The organism is Streptomyces canus 299MFChir4.1, assembly GCF_000383615.1.
Taxonomy (GTDB): Bacteria; Actinomycetota; Actinomycetes; order Streptomycetales; family Streptomycetaceae; genus Streptomyces; species Streptomyces canus_C.
The window spans coordinates 153,140-174,046 of sequence record NZ_KB911598.1; the positions used below are offsets into that span (position 1 = coordinate 153,140).

Consider the following 20,907-nt stretch of genomic DNA (forward strand, 5'->3'; position numbering starts at 1 on the left):
CGGTGCTTCAGGACCGGGCCCTGCGGTACCGCCCTTGCCGGTGCCCGCACCTCACGCTCGCGACCCCGCTCAGGCGGATCCAGACGTTCGTTCACTGAGGAGGGCGCCGCGGATCGCTCTACGCTGGCTCGCGGTCGTATCGCCCCAGACGCCGTCCGTCTCACCGTGGCGGACGGCCCAGTCACGGCAGGCCACCAGTACCGGGCACCGGCGGCACACGGCCCGGGCGGGCGCCGTCGCGGTGTCCGTCTCCACCAGAGGGAAGAACAGTTCGGGATCCTCGCCGACGCACAGCGCCCGGAGACGCCAGGCGTAACGACGACTGTCGATCGAGGGTGTACGAGCCATACCGCACCTCCACGGTCCGTCCAGGGCACAGGTGTGAACGCGGCTTGAGAGCCACGGTCCCGGCAGAGGTGTACAGCATGTTATGCCTCTCGACCGGAAGAAGGCCATAGCGGACCGACGAAGAGCAGACCCCCGTATTCCCGGGAGGACACCGACTGCAACTACATCTCGGAACTGGTCCGAATTCCCGCGAGAGGAGGAGAGAAACCAGGGAAATCCGCTGTGTGTTCTTGCATTCGCCGGGCACGAGGAGCGACGGAGGTTGATAACTATGGTTCCCCTGCTTGTCGTTCTTCTGCTGGCTCTGATCCTCTTCGGCGCGGGTTTCGCGCTGAAGGCACTGTGGTGGCTCGCCGTCATCGTGCTGGTCGTCTGGCTGCTGGGCTTCGTCATGCGCTCCGCCGACACAGGCGGCCGCAAGGGACGCTGGTATCGCTGGTAATCCGCCAAGCAACAGCATGTCTGTGGGCCCCTGAAGCCTCAGGGGCCCACAGACATGTTCCGGATCAGGGGAGGTGGCTACGGAATGCGGTCAGGAACCGACGATGCGGCGCACATTGTCGACAGCGCCGCAGCCTGCCTTCAGCTGACGCTCGCGCTCTGCCATGAACGCCTCGCCCAGTTCCTCGCGGCGCTCCATGGCCACATTCTCGCGCGCTCCGTTCAGGATGGTGCGCTCCTCCTCGTCGGCGTGATGCGTGACCGCCTGCACGAGTTCTTCGAGCTTCTCGTCCCACTCCTCGGAGCCGACCTCTTCGACTTCCAGGAGTTCCAGGAGTGCCTTGTTGCCCTCCTCGTGCTCCTCCTCGCCGTGTTCCACCTCATCGTCGTCAATCTTCTTGTAGCGCTTCAGGGCGGGATACACCTTCGCCTCTTCCGCCAGGGCGTGGGCGATCAGCAGATCGGAGAATTCCCGAAGGGCTGCGGCCCGGTCGGCTTCGACGCTGCGCATCAGGTGAAAGAGATCCTCCATCTTCCTGTGGTCCTGGAGAATGAGTTCAACCACGTCTCGTGTCTGCGCCATGGGGGTAGGCATCACTTTCGTGCGGGGGACCTTGCAGGAATCCAGCTACCCCGTTCTGCGGTGTTCAGCAGCACAACCTGATTCGCGGGATCAGCGCTGCGGTGCCTCGCTGGGCTGGGTACGTGCCGCTCTCCAGGCCGGGTACAGCCCCGCCAGTAGGCCGGCCGCCGGGCCGACCACGGGGGCCGCTACGACCGTGGCAGGGTCTACGACCGGGGTCCAGTCCCGTACGACGGCGACGGTGACAACAGCGGGCGTGGTGTCGGCGATGCCGACGGCGCCAATCACCAGCCACTTTCCCGCGAGGAGAAGGAAGAGCTGGTCGAGTTGGGAGGTGACGTCTGTCGGGAGCATCCTGGGGTCGGGGGGCGGGAGGGCCTTCAGGTACTCGGGATGGTCGGGGCGCAGCACGGTGGGGGCTTCGGCGGCGATCTGGACGGCGGCGCCGATGTCGGTGGCGATGAGCACATTCGAGCCGTCGGCGGGTGGTCCCCACAGGGCCTCGGCGGGGGTGCGGGGGACCATCACGGAGAGCAGGAAGGCGGCCTCGCGGCTGACGTCGGAGAGGATGCGGATCACGGTGAAGGGCTCGCCGCCGATGACGGCGACGGGCTGTTTCGTCCGGGACGGACAGCCGTCGTAGAGGCGGCCCTGGGCGAGGGTGGGGACGGTGGCCCGAAGAGGACCGGGCGAGGCGGCGACGACGTCGATCTGCAGGCCCTCGGTGCTGTCGCCGACGGGGGCGGCGGCGACATCCGGCTCTCATTCGGAGCCCACGTCGTTCCAGTAGACCCCGGCGTGCGGCACGCCGTTGAGCCTTCCGACGCGGGCGTCGCCATCGGCGGGGAAGGCCCGGCGAACTCGTTTCGCTCGGCCGCCACGTCCTTGACAGTGACCTCGCCGGCGAGTTCAGGGCGGCGAGCCGATCGCGCAGCCGCCTCCGCGGCGACCTGGCGCACCCCCGTACTCACGTCGTCCAAGTGCCGTACGAAGAGCGGCAGAACGTGCGGGGTGCCGGCGTCCGTCACATGGTGCGGGTCCAGGAGCGACAGCGCGGCGGCTCGGACCAGGGGGGTGCGGTCCGCCAGTTCCCGCAGACCCGGCAGTGCTTCCGCCGGGCCCGTGAGGACCCTCTTGGCCACGCCGACCAGGGTGGTGTTGGCGCCGCGACCGGGCCACCAGCGGCCGGGTGACCGCCGCGCTTTCCCCGGCCGGAACCTGGCGGCCGCCATGGAGTCCAGGCCACCAAGCCCACCTCCGTACACCTCGGGCGCGGCATGACCCAGTAGAGGAAGCAGCAGCCACACGGCATCCCATCTGCCCATAGTGCCGTAGGCCTTTGCTGCCGCCGCAAGCGTGCTGCGGGGGTGGCCGTTGTCGGGTCGGAGTCGGAGTCGGAGACCGTGTCACGAGAAATGCACCGGACCCCACGACAGTGACACGGCCACTCATGGCCACGGCGTCAGCGCGGGGATCCGGTGTTGTCAGGCCTGACGACCGAACGAAAAGGTCATCAGGAAGGGGCAGAGGCTAGGGCACTTTGTATCCGGCGGCGCGGAACAGTTCGTACCATTCGGATCGGGTGAGCGGGATGTCCGAACCGAGTGCGGCGGCCGTGACGCGTTCTGGCGTGGTCGTTCCGAGTACGACCTGCATCTGCGCGGGATGACGGGTGATCCAGGCGACCGCGATCGCCTCGGCCGGGACGCCGTATTTGCCGCTCAGCCGGTCGATCACTGCGTTCAACTCGGGGAAGCGTTCGGAACCGAGGAACGGGCCGTCGAAGAATCCCGCCTGGAAAGGCGACCACGCCTGAATGGTGATGTCGTGCAGACGGCAGTAGTCGACGATTCCGTCATCACGTACGACCGACTGATCGAGGCCCTGCATATTCGCGGCGACGCCCTGCGCGATCATCGGGGCGTGAGTGATCGACAGCTGCAGCTGGTTCGCCACGATGGGTTGCGTCACGTACTTGCGCAGCAGGTCGAGTTGTCGGGGGGTCTGGTTGGAGACGCCGAAGGCACGTACTTTGCCTGCCGCCGACAGCTCGTCGAAGGCGCGGGCAACTTCCTCCGGCTCGACGAGAGCGTCGGGACGGTGCAGCAGCAGGATGTCGAGATAGTCCGTGCCCAGGGCCTGGAGCGAACCGTTCACGGACTCGACGATGTGGTCATAAGAGAAGTCGAAGTACGGCCCGTCCTTGACGATGCCGGCCTTCGACTGAATGACGAACTGCTCACGCTCCGACGAGCTGAGTTTCATGGCCTCAGCGAACCGACGCTCGCAACCGTGGTCGTCCGAGCCGTATACGTCGGCGTGGTCGAGGAACGTGATGCCGGTGTCGCGCGCAGTGTTCACGAGCCTGCGCACCGCCTCGTCGGGCATGTCCTGGATGCGCATCAGTCCGAGGACGACGTTGGGAACCACCATGTCGGTGCCAGGCAGGGTGAAGGTTTTCATGTGACTCTTTCGCTGTGACTTGAACGTTTGGAGTCGCGGATGCTTGCGGAGCGCGAGGCCCCGGGGATCGGGACGGCGAAGGGCGCGAGCGCGAGCTCCCGAGCGTGCGTGACTCGGTGGACGCCGGTGCCCGTCTCGTCGGCGGCCTGCTGGATCGCTCTGTGGCGTTCTGCGAGGCCCATCGCGTTCGCGATACCGCCGAGCGACCGCCAGGGGAGGAAGGTGGGCGAGAACTGGTCCTGAACCGACTCGAGCCGACCGCCGGGGTCGGACGGTGGAACCGGTAGGGACCGATGGCAGGGACGGCCCGGTCACTGAGGATGCGATGCTGCATGAATTTCCTCCTCCCGGACGCGTTGGCGAGTGCGCGGTGCACTGTGACGTCGCGTGCTCACTCTAGAAATGGCCGATCTGGAAATCCAACAGCTGTTGGTTCTGATATTGAGAACTGCGGGATGTAAATGGATTGGCGCCAGACGGCGTGCGTGCCCGCGAACGCTGAGTGCGCGACCGCCGTAGCGGCGCGCAGCGCGGGACCGCAGTCGGCCGTCCCTCGGCGACCCGGCGCTGATGGCCACCCGCATCATTGACAGCTTGGAGCAGACCCCCCGCCCCGCTGCGACTGGTCCTGGGCAGCGACTCCTACCGGTTCCTCCAAGCAGCCCCGTCCGAGCGGCTGGCCGAGATCGAGGCCCAGCGCGATACGGCAGGACTGACGGACATCACCGACGGCGCCTGACCAGTGGCAGGGTTGACCTGCCCGCCCCTGCCGGCAGTATCCGGCTCGGCCGCCCCAGGTGGGTGGAGCAGCGCCGCCTCCTGGGCAACCGCGTGCCGCCGTCGCTGCACAGGTGGCTCCCCTGTGCCGCCGCAACGGCGATCACGCCTCCAGGAGCCTGCGCTTCTGCTCCTCGAACTCGGCCTCGGTGAGCACACCTTGGGTCTTCAGCTCGCCGAGCTGCTTCAGCTGTTCGATCTTGGTGGTCATGTCGGAGGGCGGAGGAGCCGTCGGCGGTTCGGCGTAGGACGCCGATGGGGGCGGGGGCGCCTGGGAAGCCTCCTGGGCCGCCCATCGTCCCTGTTGCCGGCGGTTCACACGGTTCGACACGGCGGTCGCCGTTCCGGCGACGACGGCGGTGCGTGCGACCCCGCGGAGGAGACCTGGCATGACTGTTTCCCTTCGGTCTGGCCGTTGCGTTCAGCTCAGCCGACGCTCTCGGTCGCGTCGAGGGCTGCGACGAGCGCGGGCACCGGGATCCGTCCGGAGGCGACCATCCGGGCCCCGCCGCGGCGCAGGGCGGCGGCGAAGGGTGCGGCCCACCGGTTCTCGTAGAGCAGGATGCCCGCGGAACAGCCGGGTTCCAGCGCCTTGGCGGCTTCGTCGATGTCGTCCTGGCCGAGGAGTCCTGACGAGGCTCCCTCGAATACGGCGAGGTCGAGGTGGCCGTCGCCGGTGAAGTCGGCGATCTCCATGCCGGTCACCGAGCCGTCGTCGTCCTTCTTGATGAACACCAGGTCCAGGATCCGGATGAGTCCCTGGTCCACGAGATCGACGAGGATGGGGAGGCCCTCGCCCGTCATCCGGTTACCGGGGAACTCGACGACCAGATAGTCGATGGGGCCCACGTCTTCGAATTCGTCGCTCACGGCGTCACCTCTGGTGCTCGTGACTGTCTTCCCCCGCGTGGCTGTCGCCCCCGTAGCTCCCCTGACTCATCGTCCCCCAGAACGCTCCTCACCCAATTGCAGCACCGGAGCGTGGTCCTCGCACCTCGGTGCGCCGTTCACCCGCCCGGCCCACCCGGGTCGCGCGTTCCACGGCGGACATCTGTGCTGGTCACCATGAGCGCTAGCGGTGACGAACAGCTCTCGGCCAAGGAGCGCGGTGAATTGGCCGAACTGCGGCAGCGGGTCCACGCCCTGGAGGGCGCCGGGCCGCCCCGTGCGGCTCGGCACCACCCGTTCCGCTCGCTCGGCTCCGTTCTGCTGATCCTTCTCGCCGCACTGCTGGCGATGCTGTCCGTCGTCGCGGTGTGGGCGAACAGCATCGTCCAGGACACGGACCGCTACGTGAAGACCGTCGGCCCGCTGGCGAGCGACCCGGATGTGCAGAAGGCGGCCACCAACCGGATCACCGCCGCCGTGCTGGCCCAGATCGACGTGGACGCGCTGGTCAAACAGCTCACTGACGCGGCCTCGGCGAAGGGTGTGCCACCGCAGGCGGCCAAGCTGATCGGCAATCTGGACGGCCCGATCGAGAGCGGCCTCAAGCAGCTGGTCAGCGGCACCGTGGAGCGGGTGGTCACCAGCAGCGCCTTCGAGAAGGTCTGGGTGAACGGCAACCGCAGGGCGCACGCGGCGCTGGAGAAGGCCCTGACCGGCCAGGCCGACGGCACCGTCAAGGTGGAGAACAACCAGGTCGTCATCGACCTGGGCCCGATCGTCGCCGAGGTCAAGGACCAGCTGGTCGCCGCCGGCTTTACGCCCGCCGCCAAGATCCCGGCCGTCCACACGAACTTCGTGGTGTTCCAGTCGAAGGACCTCGGCAAGATCAGGTCCTATGTGAGAGTGCTGGAGCTCCTCGGCGGCTGGCTGCCCGTCATCGCGCTGCTGATCGCGGCCGCAGGGGTGTACACGGCGTTCAACCGACGGCACGCGCTGATCGGGGCTGCCCTGGCGGTGTTCGCCGCCATGCTGATCCTCGGCATCGGCCTCACCGTTTTCCGGGACGTCTACCTCAATCATCTGCCTGCCGGCGTCTCCGAAGCCGCCGCGGGATCCGTGTACGACGCCCTGATCAAGTTCCTGCGCGCCGGTATCCGTGCCCTCGCCGCGGTCGCCCTGTTCACCGCCATCGGCGCCTTCTTCGCCGGGCCGTCCCGGATCGCCGTCGTCACTCGCACCGGCTGCCGCAGGAGTATCGGCGCCCTGCGCGACGTGACGACCTCGGCGGGCCTTCGGCTCGGGGCGGTCGGGCGGTTCGTCCATCGCTTCAAGCGCTGGATCGGAGTGGTCATCCTGGTGGTCGCGGCGATCGTCCTGTTCACCTGGACCTACCCCACCACGGCGGTCGTGGTGTGGACGGCCGTGATCACGTTGGCGGCCTTCGCGATCCGCGAGTTCCTGGACTATGACGGCTCCACGCCGTCCTCCGGCGCGGACGCCGGGGCCGCCGCCGCGCACTGACTCGGCTCGCCGGGTGCCTCCTCGGGGGATACGTTGAATGCGGGAAGCCCGTGAACCGCCGTCCCGCAGGCACAAGGACCGCGAGCACGGCGAGGACGGAGCACGCTCCGAGACCGGCGCCCGGTTGCGCCGGCCGGGGTACCGGCCACCACACGGCACACGACAGGCGGGCACCTCGGAGCGGACCTCCCACAACTGACGGCCCGTCGTCCCCGTAGGCGCGGAGGCGGCCATCCCCGGGAGCCGCTGTCATGACAGAGAACCACCTGGACGGCCGCGAGTTGCGGCACCGCACCCCGCAGGAGCGGGCCGCGCTGGGCAAGGCGGCGCGGGCCGCAGTCCCGCGCTCCAGCCACGCCGAGTTCGCGCCGGGGCCGAAACGCCCGGACCCGCTGGAGATCATCGGTGAGCAGTCGGCGACGCGGCTGCCCGAGCTCGTACCGGTCCGCTACGGGCGGATGTCCGAGTCTCCGTTCCGGTTCTACCGGGGAGCAGCCGCCATCATGGCGTCGGATCTCGCGGAGACGCCGAGGACGGGTTTCAGGACCCAACTGTGCGGCGACGCCCACATGCTGAACTTCCGGCTGCTGGCCTCACCCGAGCGCCGCCTCATGTTCGACATCAACGACTTCGACGAGACGCTGCCGGGCCCCTGGGAGTGGGACGTCAAACGCCTGGCCGCCAGTCTCGCCATCGCCGGCCGGGCGAACGGCTTCAGCACCAAGGAGCGGGCCGGGATCGTACAGGCCACCGTGCGCTCGTACCGCGAGAACATGCGCGCTTTCGCCGGAATGGGCAACCTGGCCGTCTGGTACGCCCAGTTCGACGAGAAATGGGTGGAGGAGCGGTTCGGGGAGGACGTCTCCGCGCGGGGCCGGGACCGCTGGGGGCAGGCCCTGGCCAAGGCGCGCTCCCACGACACCCTCCAGGTCTTCGAGAAACTCACGGTCGTCATCGACGGCAAGCGCCGTATCGCCCCGGATCCGCCGCTCATCATCCGCCTAGAGGACCTGCTGCCGGACGAGCGGCGCGGCCAGCTTCAGCAGCAGATCACCCGGTTGATCGAGCGTTACGGCAAGACCCTGCAATCGGACCGGCGGTTCCTGCTGGAGCAGTATCGGGTGGCCGACATGGCGCGCAAGGTCGTCGGGGTCGGCAGTGTCGGCACCCGCTGCTGGATCGTGCTCCTGCTGGGGCGGGACGACGAGGACCCCCTGTTCCTCCAGGCGAAGGAGGCCGACGAGTCGGTGCTGGCACCGCACGTCGGGCCCAGCGCGTACCCGACCCAGGGCGAGCGGGTCGTCTCCGGGCAGCGGCTGATGCAGGCCACCAGCGACATCTTCCTGGGCTGGGAGCGGGTCGAGGGGCTCGACGGCCGGCGCCGCGACTTCTACGTACGGCAGTTGCGGGACTGGAAGTGGGTCGCCGTGGCCGAGGAGATGGTGCCGCGGGGCATGCGTACGTTCGGCGCTCTGTGCGGGGTGACGCTGGCCCGCGCTCACGCCAGGTCCGGCGACCGTATCGCCATCGGCGCGTACCTGGGCGGCGGGGACTCCTTCGACCGGGCGCTGGTCACGTTCGCCGAGCGCTACGCCGACCAGAACGAACGGGATCACCAGGCGCTCGTCGACGCCATCAGCGCCGGAAGGCTGCCGACGGAGGCCGCCTGAGGAGGCGACGGCACGGCCACGGCCAGGGTCAGTGGCGCTGGCCCATGTCCTTGCCGCGGGCCAGGACGTGGACGAACACACCGAGGAACGGCAGGACGAACTTCTTCCTCGCCTCCGCCGGGCAACAGGGGCAGCCCGAAGGCCTCGCTGATACGCGGGCGGCGGTCACCACGCGGGCGCTGCCGACAACGGGGGGGCGACGGCGACGAGGGTGCCCTGGATCTTCTCCGGGGGTACGCCGATCTCTCGGCGGCGCCGAGGTTGAGCAGGCACGAGGCAGGGGAGGCGCCTGTGGCCACCAGCGCGCCAGGGCCGCGACACGGGGCGGTAGCTAGGTTGTCGGGGTCAGGCCGATGGTTCGAACGCGTCGCGCGATCAACTCGGCCAGAGTGTCGAACACGGGGGTGTCAGCCTCGCCGGGCACGCCGGTACCGTCGAGCCTGTTCGTTTCCTCGCCCATCCTCCGGGTCCTCTCTCGCGACCAGAGCTTTGCTCCGGGTCCTGACCGGCTGCCCATCAACGCCGGCCACGGATTGCCCGTCCTGCCTCACCCGACGCGGATGAGTGATCACCGCGCGCCCTGTCCGCCGGTCGAGGGAGCTGCGCGACCTACGCGCCACGGCGGTGAGGTGAGCTTTCGGCGCCGGAGGTCAGCGCAAGGGTGAAGCCGCGGTCGTCCACCATCAGCGAGTCGACCTCCCGAACCTCACCCGTAACGGGTGATCACCGGCGGCGGATCACTCCGCATGCTCACAGGTGAGGCGCTGAGTGCCGCCTCTCGCCGGGGAAGTGAGGAATCGACCATGGCCACCACCACGACGCACCGCCACTCGGAAACCGCCGAGGCGACTGCCGGCGGCCTGACAGTGTTCGCCGCTGTCCTGCTGTTCATTGCCGGTGTCCTGGACCTCTTCCGGGGCATCATGGCCATCGCCAACGACGACGTCTTCGTGAACACCCCCAACTACGTCTTCAAGTTCGACCTGACCAGCTGGGGTTGGATCCAGCTGGTGCTCGGAGTGATCGCCATGAGCGTGAGTGCGGGTCTCTTCACGCGTGCCACCTGGGCCCGGGTCGTCGGGGTCGGCATCGCGGGGTTGGCGATCATCGCCAACTTCCTGTCGATCCCGTACTACCCCGTCTGGTCACTCACCCTGATCGCGATGTACGCCTTCGTCATCTGGGGCCTGTGCGTCGTGCGGCGGGAACGCTGAGCGAAGTACCGGTCGCCGCGGAAGTCCTTGACGGCGCCCGCACCGCATGGCCTGTCGGCCCACATCATGACCTGCCGACCCACATCAGGACGAAAACGCCCTTGCCGGATATTCGACCTCGCCTCCTCCAGGGCCCGCAGGTCCCCAGTCCGGTCATCGTCCTGCTCAACGGTTCAAGCCGACGCGCCCCCATCGTGTGGCGCCGAACTCGGGAGGACCCATCGCCGGAACGACGTCGGAGAGTGGCTCCGGCCCCGCGGCGCGGAGTCAGCCACCGGAAGCCGACCTGCTGAGAACCATGCTGGGCCGGCCGGAGTATCGCAAGGCCCTGGTGTTCTGTGGCCTGATCGGCATTCCGGTGGCGCTGATCGCCTTCTGGTTCCTGGTGGCGGTCCAGCAGCTGGAGCAGCTGATCTGGACGGACTGGCCCAAGGACCTGGGCTGGGAGAAGGCTCCCTGGTGGTGGGCGCTTCCCCTGCTCACGCCGGCCGGTCTCGTGGTCGGCGTGGTGGCCGCCCGGTTTCCGGGCCGGGGCGGACACATACCCGCGGGGGGCCTGCACTCGGGTGGCATCACGAGAAAGGCGCTGCCTGGCGTCTTGATCGCCGCTCTGGTCGGTCTGCCGCTCGGCGTCGTGCTGGGGCCCGAGGCACCGCTGATCGCGATGGGCGGCGGACTGGCTCTGCTCTTCGCGAACCTGGCCCGGGCTCCGGAGACCGAGGCGAGCACGGCGCTGCTGAGTGCTGCCGGGGCGGCGGCCGGCGTCTCCGCGCTCTTCGGGAATCCGATAGTGGGAGCGGTGCTGCTGATCGAGGTGGCCGGGGTGGGCGGCCCGCAACTGTTCGCGGTGATGCTGCCGGCACTGCTGGCCAGCGGGGTGGGCGACCTGATCTTCACCGGTTTCGTCCGCTGGACCGGCTTCGAGACGGGGAGCCTGGACATCGGCCTGCCCAAACCGCCGCCGCTCGACTGGGCGGACGTGCTGTGGGTGCTGGTGCTGGCGCCCGGCCTCGCGTTCCTCGTCCACTGGGCCTTCGTGGGCGGACGCTTCGCTGCGCGGTTCGCAGCGGCCCGGACGGTCCGCAACACCACCCTCTGCGCGCTGGGTGCGGCGGTCTGCATCACCCTCTACGCCGTCGCCACGGGGCGCTCGCCCGCCGAGGCGGCCCTGTCGGGCGAGTCCACCCTCTCCGATCTGGCGCGGGATCCGCACGCCTGGCCGGTGGGCGCCCTGATCGCGGTGCTGGCTTTCAAGAGCCTGGCGTACGCGCTGTGTCTGGGCAGTCTGCGCGGTGGTCCCGTCTTCCCCGCTCTGTTCCTGGGCGGGGCGGCCGGTGTGCTGCTGGCCCCGCTGCCCGGTCTGGGGCTGGTCCCGGCTATGGCGGTCGGGATGGCGGCCTCGGTGACCGCGGCCCTGCGGCTGCCCGTGAGCGGCGTCGTCCTGGTCGTGCTCCTGCTGGGCAACGTGGACACGGTGGCGCTGGTGGTGCTGGCCGCGGTCGTGTCCTTCGTGCTCGTCCAGCGGCTGCCGCAGGGCCCGGGCGTCCCTGGGACCGGTGAGCAGCCGAGCGATCGGACGGCTCACTGACGCCCATGACGGTCGGGTGGGTTCGTGATGTCCACGTGCTGCCCTGACCGTCGGCCGCGCGGCCTGGCCTGGCCGCACTGTTCGGAAGTGCGGGTCATCACGGTGGTGTGTGGTGCGGAGCGCCGTCCGCCGGCGTTTCGCCGGGCGGAGGGCCCGGCGGCTCAGGTGTGCCCAGATGGCGGGCGGCCCAGGGTTCGCGGGCGATGACAGCGCCGGCCGTGAGGCACAGAGTCGCCACCACGCAGAGCGTGATGAGCCAGGACAACAGCGTGAAGACGGCACCCATAGAGCCGTACTTCTCCAGGCTGTGGTTGAGGGCCCGGGGCACGTACAGCGACGCGGTGGAGGTGAGGACGGCCAGGGCCGTCCCGGTCAGCAGCGCACCCGGCAGCAGCGGCCGCCAGGGCACGCGCGCGACCAGCAGAAGATGCTGCGTCCACCACCAGATGCCGACCTCTGCGATCAGCAGCAGGGGTACGCCGAGCCACAGTCCGAGGCCGAAGCCGTTGCGCAGACTCCCCTGTACGGCGAACATGGCCAGCCATGTCGCGAGCCAGGCGATCCAGCGCCAGGCGGCCACCCGCGCGCTCGCCTTGGGCAGGCTCCAGGCCCGCTGGCACAACCGTTGCATGGCGCGGCTGCACGCGGTGGCCGAAAGGAGCACCATCAGCCCGCCGACGACGCCAGTGGTCTGCCGCAGCTCGTCGGACGGCTCATCGGTGCCCTGGAGAACCTTGTTCAGTTCGGCGTTCGCGCTTCCGGTGAGACCGAAGGCGTCGTGCAAGGACGTGACCAACTGGTCACGCAGCCACTCCGGGGCGATGGAGCCCACCACGAACAGCAGGGGCACGGCCGTGAGGAACGTCTGGGCGGCCAGCCGGGTCGCGGAGTCGAACACGTTCACCGAGATCAGGTGCGACAGCAGATGTGTGATCACGGGGAACCGGTTTTCGGCCCGGGTGCGCAGTCCCACCAGCCGGGCCCCCGTCGAGGCGGCACGCTCCCGCAGCGCCGCCCGGCGCGACGGACGGTCCGGGCGCCTTCTTCCGGTCCCTGTCCCTGGCTGCATGCTGCCAGGGTGCCGCCCCGGAGACCACGCGGCCCCGGCAGGTGTACGCCGCAGGGCCGAATGGGTCAACAATGTCGTACGCAAAGGTGTGAAGGGGTGATCTGGCTACTAGGCCGGATGAGTCTCCGGCGCGGACCGGCCTCGCCGCCGACGAATTGTGAGGTGCGGAACCGGCGGGGAGACTGAAGTCATGATCGACAGTCGTGCCGTGGCCGGACACTCACCAGCGCGCGGGGGCTGTGATGGTGCTTGACCTGGTGGTCATCGGCCTCGCGATCGCCGTGTTCCCCCTGTCGGTGACCGCGTTCGTACTGGTGCTGTCGGCGCGTGGCGGAGTCTGGAACGGCCTGGTCTTCATCCTCGCCTGGCTCGCCTGCTTCGTGGCCGTCCTGGCCGCCGTACTGCTCACCACCGGCGGCAAACCGCCGGCTCCCCACTCCCCGCCCTCCACTGCCTCCTCCGCCGTCAAGCTCGCTATCGGCTTGGGACTCGTCGGATACGGCTGGCACCGGCACCGGCACCAGTCCCGGCGCAAGAACGGTGAGGAGGCCGTCGCCCCTTCCGGCCGACGGCACAAGTCCTCCGGCGGACTGATGGCGCGACTCGACCAGATCTCCCTGTGGACCGCGGCGGGGCTGGCTCCGCTGCTCCAGCCGTGGGGGCTCGTGGCAGCCGGCGCGGCGACGGTGATCAGCGCCGACATGTCCCACGCATCCTCCTATCTGGCCTTGTTCGGATACTGCCTTCTCGCCACGAGCAGTCTGCTGGCGATGGAGGTCTACACGACGTTCGCTCCGGACTCGGCCAGAGTGCGCCTGGGCAAGCTCCGCACCTGGATCACGACCCACCAGGAGCAGGCGCTGGTGGCCGTGGCATTGGTGGCCGGATTGTTCTTGGTGAGCAGAAGCATCGCCCAGTTGACGTCCTGAGCCTTCCTGCCGCGAGCCCGCGAGCCCGCGAGCCCGCGGGGAGGGGGGTGCGGGGCCCATTGACCCGGGCATTCCCGGGCATTCCCGAGCTGCCCTCACCGAGAGCTTCGCCCCAGCCGCGTGGCTGCTTCGCGACGTCGTCGATGACTTTTCAGTCGCTGGGCAGACTGCTCCAGCCGCGGCCGCCCCGACCACGAGGGGCGCCCGCCGCCTCGCGGGACGTGGAACGCATCCGAGCGCCACTTCCGTGCCGAAGTATTGGTGCAGGACACGCACCCGAACGAAGGGAAGGGCATCCCTTGCGCAGCAGCCCGCTTGTCGGATGGACAGTCGCCGTCACCGGAGCCGCTCGCGGCCCGGGACGTCGCTCGCCGCGACGCCCGGGTTGCGAGAAGACGCCTCTGGAGGAGCCGGCCGTCGAGGTCGACGTCACGGACCCCGCCGCGGTGGGGGCGGACGCCCGGACGGTACGACAGGGTCTCGGCCGGCCTTCGGCAGCGGTGGCCGCCGAGGGCATCGCGGAGGGCGGCCCGTGCGTCGACTCGGATCCGGCCACGTGGGACCACGGCATCGACGTCGACCTGACCGGCAGCACCCACAGGGTCCGCGCCTCCTTGCCCGACGTGCTCGATACGGCGGCCCGCTTCCTCCAGCTCGCTTCACTACGACCGCCTGACCGAATCGCGCGCTCACATGCCCGCCCTGGCCGCGCCGGGAGTGCCCCCGTGTACACGGTTGCCGCTCGCCTGGTCGACGGTCCGGAGCGGTGCCGTACGACCGTGTACGCGCCCGTGGTGTTGCGGGTGTCGCGTGGCGCACTGCCCCCGGCGCGCGCCGCACCGGGCGATCGCGTCCTGGATGGAGAGGAACGGAGGAACCGCCATGACGAAGAAGGCGAAGGGCAGGGCTCGCAGCGACAACTTCACGCGGGGTGACGAGGTGACCTGGAGGAGCCACGGCAGTACCGCCGACGGCACGGTCGTCCGCAAGCTCACCCGACGCACCGAGGCCGCAGGCCGCACCGTGGACGCGTCAAAGGAGGAGCCGCAGTACGAGGTACGCAGTGTCAAGTCCGGCAGTACGGCGGTGCACAAGCCGTCCGCCTTGCGCAAGAAGTGAGCGGGCGCCGATGCAGACCTTCCTGCCCCACCCGGACTTCCGGCGGACGGCTCTGTTGCTGGACCGGCGACGGCTGGGCAAACAGCGGGTTGAGGCCTTGCAGGTGTTGCGCGGCCTGACGGTGCCGGGATACGGCTGGCGTCGGCATCCGGCCGTACGGATGTGGGTGGGGTACGAGGAGGCACTCGTACGGTACGGCCTGGAGATCTGCCGGGTTTGGCGCGAGCAGGGGCACCAGGACACCTGCGCTGCCTCGCTGGTGGCCGGACTGGCCGCCGTACACCCTGGCACCCCGGTACGCGATCAGCCGGCGCTGGCTGCCGCCGGCGAGCTGCCGCCCTGGCACGGCGACGAGGCCTTCCACGAAAGCCATCGCTCGGCCTTGGTCCGTAAGGACCCGGAGGTGTACGGCGAGCTGTTCCCCGGCGTCACCGACGACCTCCCGTATGTGTGGCCCGCGTCCGACAGGGAGGGGCAGCCGTGCTGACGGCGGTCCGGGAACAACTGGGCCAGGCTCTGTTCCGGCGCGCCGAGGGGCCCGCAGGAACCCACCCAATTGACCGCCCGTGGTGTCGGCGGGCCGACGGCCCCCGGATGTGAGCGGCGTGGAGTCTCGCTGGTGCCGCCGGCGCTTCAGGCGTTGGAGCTCAGTCTCGTCGGCCCCAGTCCAGGCGGTCGGCCAGACCGGCGGCGGTGAAGGCGGCGATCAGCTCGTCGCGGCCTTCGGTGAAGTGGGCCCAGCTGTCGTAGTGGACGGGACCACGCGGCGGGCGCCGAGGAGTTGGGCGGCCTCAGCGGCCTGGGCGCTGTTCAGGACGATCAGCTGGTTGTCGAAGAGTTCGGGGAAGCGGGGGGCGCCGGCGAAGAGGAGAGCGGTGTCAATGGGGGCGAAGCGCTCGGCGACCTCCTTGACCGCGTCGAGGGAAGCGTTGTCGCCGCTGACGTAGACGGTCGGCAGTCCCTCTCCGGTCAGAACGAATCCGACGACCTGTCCGGTAACCAGCTCGACCCTTTCACGCGGGCCGGGGCCGTGGATGGCGGGGACGCCGGTCACGGTGATCGTGCCGCCGTCGGGGCGGTTCAGCTCGATGGATTCCCAGTCGGCCGGGCCCGTGGCCCTGTCCTTGAGGCGCTCTCCGCCGCCGGGGGTGGTGAGGGTGAGCGCGACGTCGGCGAGCAGGGACCGGCCGGAGGTGTCCAGGTTGTCGGGGTGCTCGTCGCGCGAGAGCAGAACCACGTCGATGGAGCCGAGACCGGCGGGGGCTCCGCTGGAGGGTATCTGCTGTCCGCCGTCCGCATGTACGAGTCGGGCGTGGCCACCCCCGAGGACATCGACCGCGGCATGGCCCTCGGCTGCGGCCACCCCATGGGCCCGCTCGCCGTGCTCGACCTCATCGGCCTCGACACCATCGCCGATGTCGCGCGCACGATGGAGCGCCGCACCGGCGACCCCCACCACGCCGTCCCGCCCCTCCTGGACCGCCTGATCGAGGAGGGCCGGCTCGGCCGCAAGTCGGGCCGGGGCTTCCATCGCTACGACACCCAGGCCGCCCGATGAACCTCTACGGAGCCCCATGACCGAGCCTCAGAGCACCCTGTGGATACGGCGATTCCAGCCGCGACCCACCGCACCGTTCCGCCTGGTCTGTCTGCCCCGTGCCGGCGGCTCGGCAACCTTCTTCGCAGGCCTGCCGATGCTGCTGGGCCCCGAGGTGGAGGTGCTGGGGGTCCAGTATCCCGGGCGACAGGACCGTCGTGGCGAACCGTGCGTGGAAAGTATGGCCGAGCTCACGGGCGCGGTCGTGGAGGAGCTGCTGCCCTGGACCGACCGGCCGCTCGCCCTGTTCGGCCACAGTCTGGGGGCCGTGCTCGCGTTCGAGGTCGCTCGCGGCCTCACGGGGGCAGGACACGTCCCGGCCGCCCTGTTCGTCTCCGGCCGACGGGCGCCCTCGCGGCAGCGGCCCGAGTACGCCCACCGGCTGGACGACGACGGGCTCCTCCGGGAGATCCGCAGGCTCAGCGGCACCGACGACCGGGTCTTCGCCGACGAGGAACTCGTCCGGATGGTGCTGCCCGCCATCTGCGCCGACTTCCGGATCGTCGAGAACTACCGCTACGAGCCAGGCCCGCCCCTGGACTGCCCGTTGACCGTGTTCACCGGCACCGACGACCCGAAGGTCTCCGCCGACGAGGCCGCCGCCTGGCGCGAGCACACGACGGATACCTTCGCCCTGCACTCGCTGCCCGGCGGCCACTTCTTCCTGACCGCGCACCAGGAGCGAGTGGCCGAGGAGGTCACGAAGGGGCTGCCCCCGCTCCCTGTCCGGTACCGAGACCCCGCTCGCAGGCCGTGAGGAGGCCGACCCCCGCCGCCCGTACATCGAGGGAACGCTCCTGCCGGGTCCAGGGCAGGGAGCCGGCCTGCTCGACGGGCGCACGCCACAGGCTGGGCACAACTCCGGCAGCCGCTCCAGGCCGCATCCATGTCATCCACGACGGACCCGCCACCATCGGCGGGCGGGGAGAACTGACCCCGCTCCGCTCGACATCGTCCTGCTGGGCGGGCGGGTGCCGCGTCCGAGATCGGTCAAGCAGGCTGGACCGCGGATACGGCGGTGACGGTCACGGTGTCGTCGCACTCGGCGAACTGCCCGTCGTCCAGGGCCACCTGGTGTGCGCCGGACCCCGGCAGCCGGACGACCATCGTGGGATACACCACGGGCGCCGAACCGGACACGCAGTACCCGTCGGCCTCTCCCTGCACCTGCACGAACGTCAGCTTCACCCACGCCTTGCCGCCGGGAGCCAGCTTCACTGACGCTGCGGTTCCGGTCGGCTTGACGGTGAGCGGCACGTTCAGCTCGGGAGAGCCGTTCGCGGCACCGGCCACCGTGGGGTGCCCCTTGAGGACGCATGTCCGTGCGGACACGTTGGTGAACTCGACGACGGCCGCCCCGGTCCCCGTACCGTCAGGCCGCACGGCAGCCTGACGGGCGGTCGCCTTCAGACTGCCCGCGGAACAGGTTGCCGCCGGACCGCCCGGAGCGGGTGCGGAGGACGCGGGCCGGGAGGCGGAGGGCGTCGAGGGGCCGGAGGGCGTGGCGGAACCGGAGGCAGAGCTGCCGGGCTTCGGGGCGCCGGCCGCGGAGGAGGAGGCCGCTGAACTGACGGTCCCGGACGGGGTGAGGCCGCCGTCTGCGGTGTCCGCGCCGCCCCCACCGGGCTGACAGCCTGCCAGCGCCAGCGCCGCTGACGCCACGACGACCGCCATCGCCGAACCGCGCATTTTGTTCACGTACCGCATGCTGTTCCCCCGAGTTCCAGTTGTCAGGAGCGCGGCTCCTGGCCGCCCCGCCGAAGCAGACAGCACCGTGGAGCCGGCAGTTCTCCCACACTCCGACCTGTGACCCTCCAGTGACGAAACCCGGCCACAACCACCATGGAACGCCCCCGTAGCGCCAAGTCCGGCAACACGGCGGCCCACAAGCCGTTCGCGCTCTGGCGCCGGCGTCCGGCCGTGCGGATGTGGGCGGGGTACCTGGAGGCACTCGTACGGTACGGCCTGGAGATCTGCCGGGTCTGGGGTGAGCAGGGGCACCTGGACAGCTGCGCTGCCTCGCTGGTGACCCCCGGGTACGCGGCCGGCGGAGCCGGCGGCCGTGGGCCAGCTGCCGCCCCGGCACGGTGACGAGGCCTTCCACGAAAGCCATCGCTCGGCGCTGGTCCGCAAGAACCCGGAGGCGCGCGGCGAGCTGTTCCCCGGCGTCCCTGACGACCTCCCCTACGAGTGGCCCGCGTCCGACGCGGTGGATGTCGCGTTCCGCCGGTGTCGGGGTGATCACGACGGCTCCCGGGGTGCAACGGCCCGTGGACGTGCGGTGCCAGGGCGACGAACCGCACTGGCTGTGCTTTCTTCACGGGAAACGAGCACGCGGCACGCGGGAAGCGATCTTCAACTGCTCCTGACGCCACAGGGGGTGGGGCGTGCTGGTGAAGGCCCAAGGCTCGTCGGCTGCGACGGCACCATCCCCACCACCAACTTCCTTTCACATAACAGCCATTGTCCTGACTGAAGGGCTCGTGTTCCACTGATCTCCGTCCACCACACAGATCACCCGCTCTCGGGCGGGAGGGCATTCACGGGGGAGATGCGTGTATGAGGACCTGGGCTTCGAGAAACTCCTCGACGCGGACGGTTTTTTCGCTTACCTGTTAGGCCGGTCGCCCTCGGGTGAGGACCGCAAGCCGTTGTACGGCTCCGACCTGCCCGTGGTGCTGCTCACCGGTGGCCCGGGGATGGGCAAGGGGCGGCTACTGCGGGCGGTGCACGCCCGGTTCGCCCGCCAGGTACCGGTGATCCGTCTGGACTGCGCCTCATCGGAGTACGCGGACCGGGCCGGCCCGGAGCCGGGTGCCCGCTCGGCGGTGACCGAGGCCCTGTTCGAGGCCGCTCTGCTGCTGCACACCTGGCGGGGAACGGGCGGCGCCTTCATCTTCCCGCGGTTCTTCGCGGGCTTGGCGGTGATCGCGACGGGCGTCGCGGACGGCACCCGCGCGGGGATCACGACAGAGGTGGAGCGGTACGAGGAGCTGATGCAGCAGCCGCGCCTGCGCGCTCTGTCGGCGCGCGACGTCTGGCGCGGCGCGCTCCTCGGTGCCGTACGGAACATGTTGGAGGTCCTGGCCGCGCAGGCCCTCGGCCAGGACGGGGCCGCCGCTCTCACCGCGCTGCTCGACGCCCTCTTCGAGCGCCTGACACCCCGGGGCGAGGCGGAACTGACCCGGATCTACGGCGAGTATCCCGGCGCGGCCGGCCAGCCCAAGCACGGGCTGCGCAAGCTCGCCGTCGACTTCCGGGCCGGCGGCGAGGGGCGGGAGGACGCGGAGCGCTTCCTGTTCCGGGCGCTGCGCGAGGATCTGGAGGCGGCGTATGGCGGTCTGGGGGGCTGGCTGGGCCGGGTCGGCCGCCCGGGACTGCTTCTGGACCACGCCGAAGAACCGCTGGGCGAACGGCTGTTGCGCGCCGTGCTCGCCGACCGCCGGGACGGACAGCGCGACCGCGTGGTGATCGTGGGTACGGCGCGCCGGGCGGACGGCGGGGACTTCCTGCACGGGGGTCTGCCACCGAGGGAGGTGGCGGCCTTCCGGCCCGCTGACGGGGTGCCGGCCACCTGGTCCCGCCGCCGGGACGCGGAAGGGGACCGGGGCCCGCTCTCGGCCGGGGTGCTCATACTGCGGATGCCCTACCTCACCGGCGACCAGCTCCGCCGGGCGACCGAGCGAATACAGCTGGGCGCGGAGCGGGAGGGCGGTGCGGATCGCCGCCGTATCACCGCCGCCGTGGCCCAGCTGAGCGGCGGCCGGCCGCACACGGTGGTCCGGCTGGCCACCGCGGCCGCCGACCATCGGATGGAGACGGACGACAACGACCGCGCCATCCTGGACGCCAAGCTGCACCACCCGGACGGCGCCCCCGAGCGTCCGGTGACGGACGTACTGCTCGAGGAGCTGATCCTGGACCAGTTGCCGGTGCGACTTGCGCACGAGCACCATGACCAGTGGCTCGATCTCCTCACCCATCTGTCGGTGGCGCACGACCTGGCGTGCGCGGACGTGCTGTTGCACCACCACCAGGCAGGCCGTGTCCTGCGCCTGTCGGCACACGAGGTCGCGCAGCTGCTCAACGACACCGGGTGGCCCAGCTGCGAGCGGCACTTCATCGGGGACTTCGGCCTGCGCCAGCTGCTGGTGCACCGACTGTACGGGCTGGAGCACGACGGGGCCGCCTGGTACGCCGACCACCATCTGCTGCGCGACCACTACGCCGTGAGCGAGCCGAGCGGCGGTGCCTTCCGCTCGGTGACAACCCATCAGATGAACCACCACCTCGTCTCGGGCGGCGTCGACGATGTAGTGCGCCATCTCGCCGCCACCCTCCCCGGGCGCCCCCGCCAGTGGTGCGAGGAACTGCTGGAGATCGCCCAGGCGCCCTATCCGGGCGGGGCGGACGAGCGCCGCAAGCGCGCCCAGGGTCTGGTACCGGTCGAGGGAGCGCCGCTGCGCCGCACCGTCGACCAACTGCTGCACGCCGTATGGCTGTGCGAGGAGCGCACCAGGCCGACCGGAGGCGAAATGGCCGGCACGCTGGAGCAGTTGCTGAGACTGCTGTCGACCATGGACTTCGACGGCGCCGGAGAACTCGGCCCGACAGCCACCCAGTGGAGCCGACTGGCCGCGAACGAGCAGCCGTTGCTCCGCTGCGCATGCACCGATCAGCTCGGCCGAAGGAGGTAACCG

The 20,907-nt window shown here is 70.1% G+C and carries 21 protein-coding genes and 3 pseudogenes; 14 read left to right on the plus strand and 10 right to left on the minus strand.

Annotated elements, in window-relative coordinates; all coding sequences use genetic code 11:
- Positions 1-69 precede the first annotated feature (69 nt).
- Positions 70-348, minus strand: a complete 279-nt coding sequence (locus H293_RS55325) for a WhiB family transcriptional regulator (protein ID WP_020121622.1) — start codon at positions 346-348, stop codon at positions 70-72.
- 271 nt (positions 349-619) lie between these two features.
- Between H293_RS55325 and H293_RS0130510 the strand changes: the two genes are divergently transcribed.
- The gene (locus H293_RS0130510) at positions 620-790 is read left to right on the plus strand and encodes a hypothetical protein (protein WP_020121623.1); all 171 of its coding nucleotides are present in this window, start codon (positions 620-622) and stop codon (positions 788-790) included.
- 90 nt (positions 791-880) lie between these two features.
- Here the strand turns inward: H293_RS0130510 and H293_RS0130515 are convergent, their stop codons facing one another.
- From H293_RS0130515 to H293_RS0130525, 3 genes are all read right to left on the minus strand, one after another.
- Complete coding sequence (locus H293_RS0130515; protein ID WP_028808335.1) at positions 881-1,372, minus strand: hemerythrin domain-containing protein; 492 nt, start codon at positions 1,370-1,372, stop codon at positions 881-883.
- 90 nt (positions 1,373-1,462) lie between these two features.
- On the minus strand, positions 1,463-1,951 hold the full coding sequence (locus H293_RS53825) for an ABC transporter permease (protein ID WP_020121625.1): 489 nt from the start codon (positions 1,949-1,951) through the stop codon (positions 1,463-1,465).
- Positions 1,952-2,902: 951 nt separating this feature from the next.
- Entirely contained in the window at positions 2,903-3,835 is a 933-nt protein-coding gene (locus tag H293_RS0130525) for an aldo/keto reductase (protein WP_020121626.1), read from the minus strand.
- Between the two features lie 586 nt (positions 3,836-4,421).
- Here H293_RS0130525 and H293_RS58530 point away from each other — a divergent pair.
- Positions 4,422-4,574, plus strand: coding sequence for a hypothetical protein (locus H293_RS58530; RefSeq protein WP_158694453.1), 153 nt, complete (start codon positions 4,422-4,424; stop codon positions 4,572-4,574).
- 141 nt (positions 4,575-4,715) lie between these two features.
- Here the strand turns inward: H293_RS58530 and H293_RS0130535 are convergent, their stop codons facing one another.
- Together H293_RS0130535 and H293_RS0130540 are read right to left on the minus strand one after the other, a co-directional pair.
- Entirely contained in the window at positions 4,716-5,003 is a 288-nt protein-coding gene (locus H293_RS0130535; protein WP_020121628.1) for an SHOCT domain-containing protein, read from the minus strand.
- Between the two features lie 35 nt (positions 5,004-5,038).
- Positions 5,039-5,482 (minus strand): DUF6325 family protein, encoded by a 444-nt coding sequence (locus H293_RS0130540; protein WP_020121629.1) that lies wholly within the window; start codon positions 5,480-5,482, stop codon positions 5,039-5,041.
- A 195-nt stretch (positions 5,483-5,677) separates the two neighbouring features.
- Between H293_RS0130540 and H293_RS0130545 the strand changes: the two genes are divergently transcribed.
- Both H293_RS0130545 and H293_RS0130550 read left to right on the plus strand, forming a co-directional pair.
- Positions 5,678-7,021, plus strand: a complete 1,344-nt coding sequence (locus H293_RS0130545; RefSeq protein WP_259294557.1) for a hypothetical protein — start codon at positions 5,678-5,680, stop codon at positions 7,019-7,021.
- A gap of 251 nt (positions 7,022-7,272) precedes the next feature.
- Entirely contained in the window at positions 7,273-8,691 is a 1,419-nt protein-coding gene (locus H293_RS0130550) for a DUF2252 domain-containing protein (protein WP_020121631.1), read from the plus strand.
- Between the two features lie 331 nt (positions 8,692-9,022).
- On the opposite strand, the gene H293_RS60405 is transcribed toward H293_RS0130550, so the two are convergent.
- Positions 9,023-9,151 (minus strand): hypothetical protein, encoded by a 129-nt coding sequence (locus H293_RS60405; protein ID WP_020121632.1) that lies wholly within the window; start codon positions 9,149-9,151, stop codon positions 9,023-9,025.
- Positions 9,152-9,494: 343 nt separating this feature from the next.
- Here H293_RS60405 and H293_RS0130560 point away from each other — a divergent pair, with 343 nt between their 5' ends.
- Positions 9,495-9,905, plus strand: coding sequence for a DUF7144 family membrane protein (locus H293_RS0130560; RefSeq protein ID WP_020121633.1), 411 nt, complete (start codon positions 9,495-9,497; stop codon positions 9,903-9,905).
- 298 nt (positions 9,906-10,203) lie between these two features.
- Positions 10,204-11,493, plus strand: a complete 1,290-nt coding sequence (locus tag H293_RS50220) for a chloride channel protein (RefSeq protein WP_020121634.1) — start codon at positions 10,204-10,206, stop codon at positions 11,491-11,493.
- Positions 11,494-11,590: 97 nt separating this feature from the next.
- Here H293_RS50220 and H293_RS0130570 read toward each other — a convergent pair whose 3' ends face one another.
- Positions 11,591-12,562, minus strand: coding sequence for a YhjD/YihY/BrkB family envelope integrity protein (locus tag H293_RS0130570; RefSeq protein ID WP_078612698.1), 972 nt, complete (start codon positions 12,560-12,562; stop codon positions 11,591-11,593).
- 242 nt (positions 12,563-12,804) lie between these two features.
- On the opposite strand from H293_RS0130570, the gene H293_RS0130575 reads away from it, so the two are divergent.
- The 4 genes from H293_RS0130575 (at position 12,805) to H293_RS0130585 (ending at position 15,097) form a co-directional block, all read left to right on the plus strand.
- Positions 12,805-13,491 (plus strand): GAP family protein, encoded by a 687-nt coding sequence (locus H293_RS0130575; protein WP_020121636.1) that lies wholly within the window; start codon positions 12,805-12,807, stop codon positions 13,489-13,491.
- Positions 13,492-13,634: 143 nt separating this feature from the next.
- A complete protein-coding gene (locus H293_RS57510; RefSeq protein WP_259294558.1) occupies positions 13,635-14,426 on the plus strand; it encodes an SDR family oxidoreductase in 792 nt (263 codons plus the stop codon).
- Positions 14,374-14,610, plus strand: coding sequence for a hypervirulence associated TUDOR domain-containing protein (locus tag H293_RS0130580; protein ID WP_020121637.1), 237 nt, complete (start codon positions 14,374-14,376; stop codon positions 14,608-14,610). The genes H293_RS57510 and H293_RS0130580 overlap by 53 nt, the downstream gene beginning before the upstream one ends.
- A gap of 10 nt (positions 14,611-14,620) precedes the next feature.
- On the plus strand, positions 14,621-15,097 hold the full coding sequence (locus tag H293_RS0130585; protein ID WP_020121638.1) for an MSMEG_6728 family protein: 477 nt from the start codon (positions 14,621-14,623) through the stop codon (positions 15,095-15,097).
- 160 nt (positions 15,098-15,257) lie between these two features.
- On the opposite strand, the pseudogene H293_RS52945 reads toward H293_RS0130585, so the two are convergent.
- A pseudogene (locus tag H293_RS52945) lies at positions 15,258-15,973 on the minus strand (MBL fold metallo-hydrolase).
- Between H293_RS52945 and H293_RS0130595 the strand changes: the two are divergent.
- Positions 15,887-16,168, plus strand: a pseudogene (locus H293_RS0130595) (3-hydroxyacyl-CoA dehydrogenase family protein); the annotation flags it as partial. The pseudogenes H293_RS52945 and H293_RS0130595 overlap by 87 nt on opposite strands.
- A gap of 16 nt (positions 16,169-16,184) precedes the next feature.
- Complete coding sequence (locus tag H293_RS0130600; protein WP_020121640.1) at positions 16,185-16,964, plus strand: thioesterase II family protein; 780 nt, start codon at positions 16,185-16,187, stop codon at positions 16,962-16,964.
- A 233-nt stretch (positions 16,965-17,197) separates the two neighbouring features.
- Here the strand turns inward: H293_RS0130600 and H293_RS0130605 are convergent, their stop codons facing one another.
- Positions 17,198-17,914: a DUF4232 domain-containing protein gene (locus tag H293_RS0130605; RefSeq protein WP_020121641.1), complete on the minus strand. Its 717-nt coding sequence runs from the start codon at positions 17,912-17,914 to the stop codon at positions 17,198-17,200.
- Positions 17,915-18,109: 195 nt separating this feature from the next.
- Here H293_RS0130605 and H293_RS52950 point away from each other — a divergent pair.
- Both H293_RS52950 and H293_RS0130615 read left to right on the plus strand, forming a co-directional pair.
- A pseudogene (locus tag H293_RS52950) lies at positions 18,110-18,413 on the plus strand (MSMEG_6728 family protein); the annotation flags it as partial.
- A gap of 349 nt (positions 18,414-18,762) precedes the next feature.
- A complete protein-coding gene (locus H293_RS0130615; RefSeq protein WP_020121642.1) occupies positions 18,763-20,904 on the plus strand; it encodes a hypothetical protein in 2,142 nt (713 codons plus the stop codon).
- The last annotated feature ends 3 nt before the right edge of the window (positions 20,905-20,907 follow it).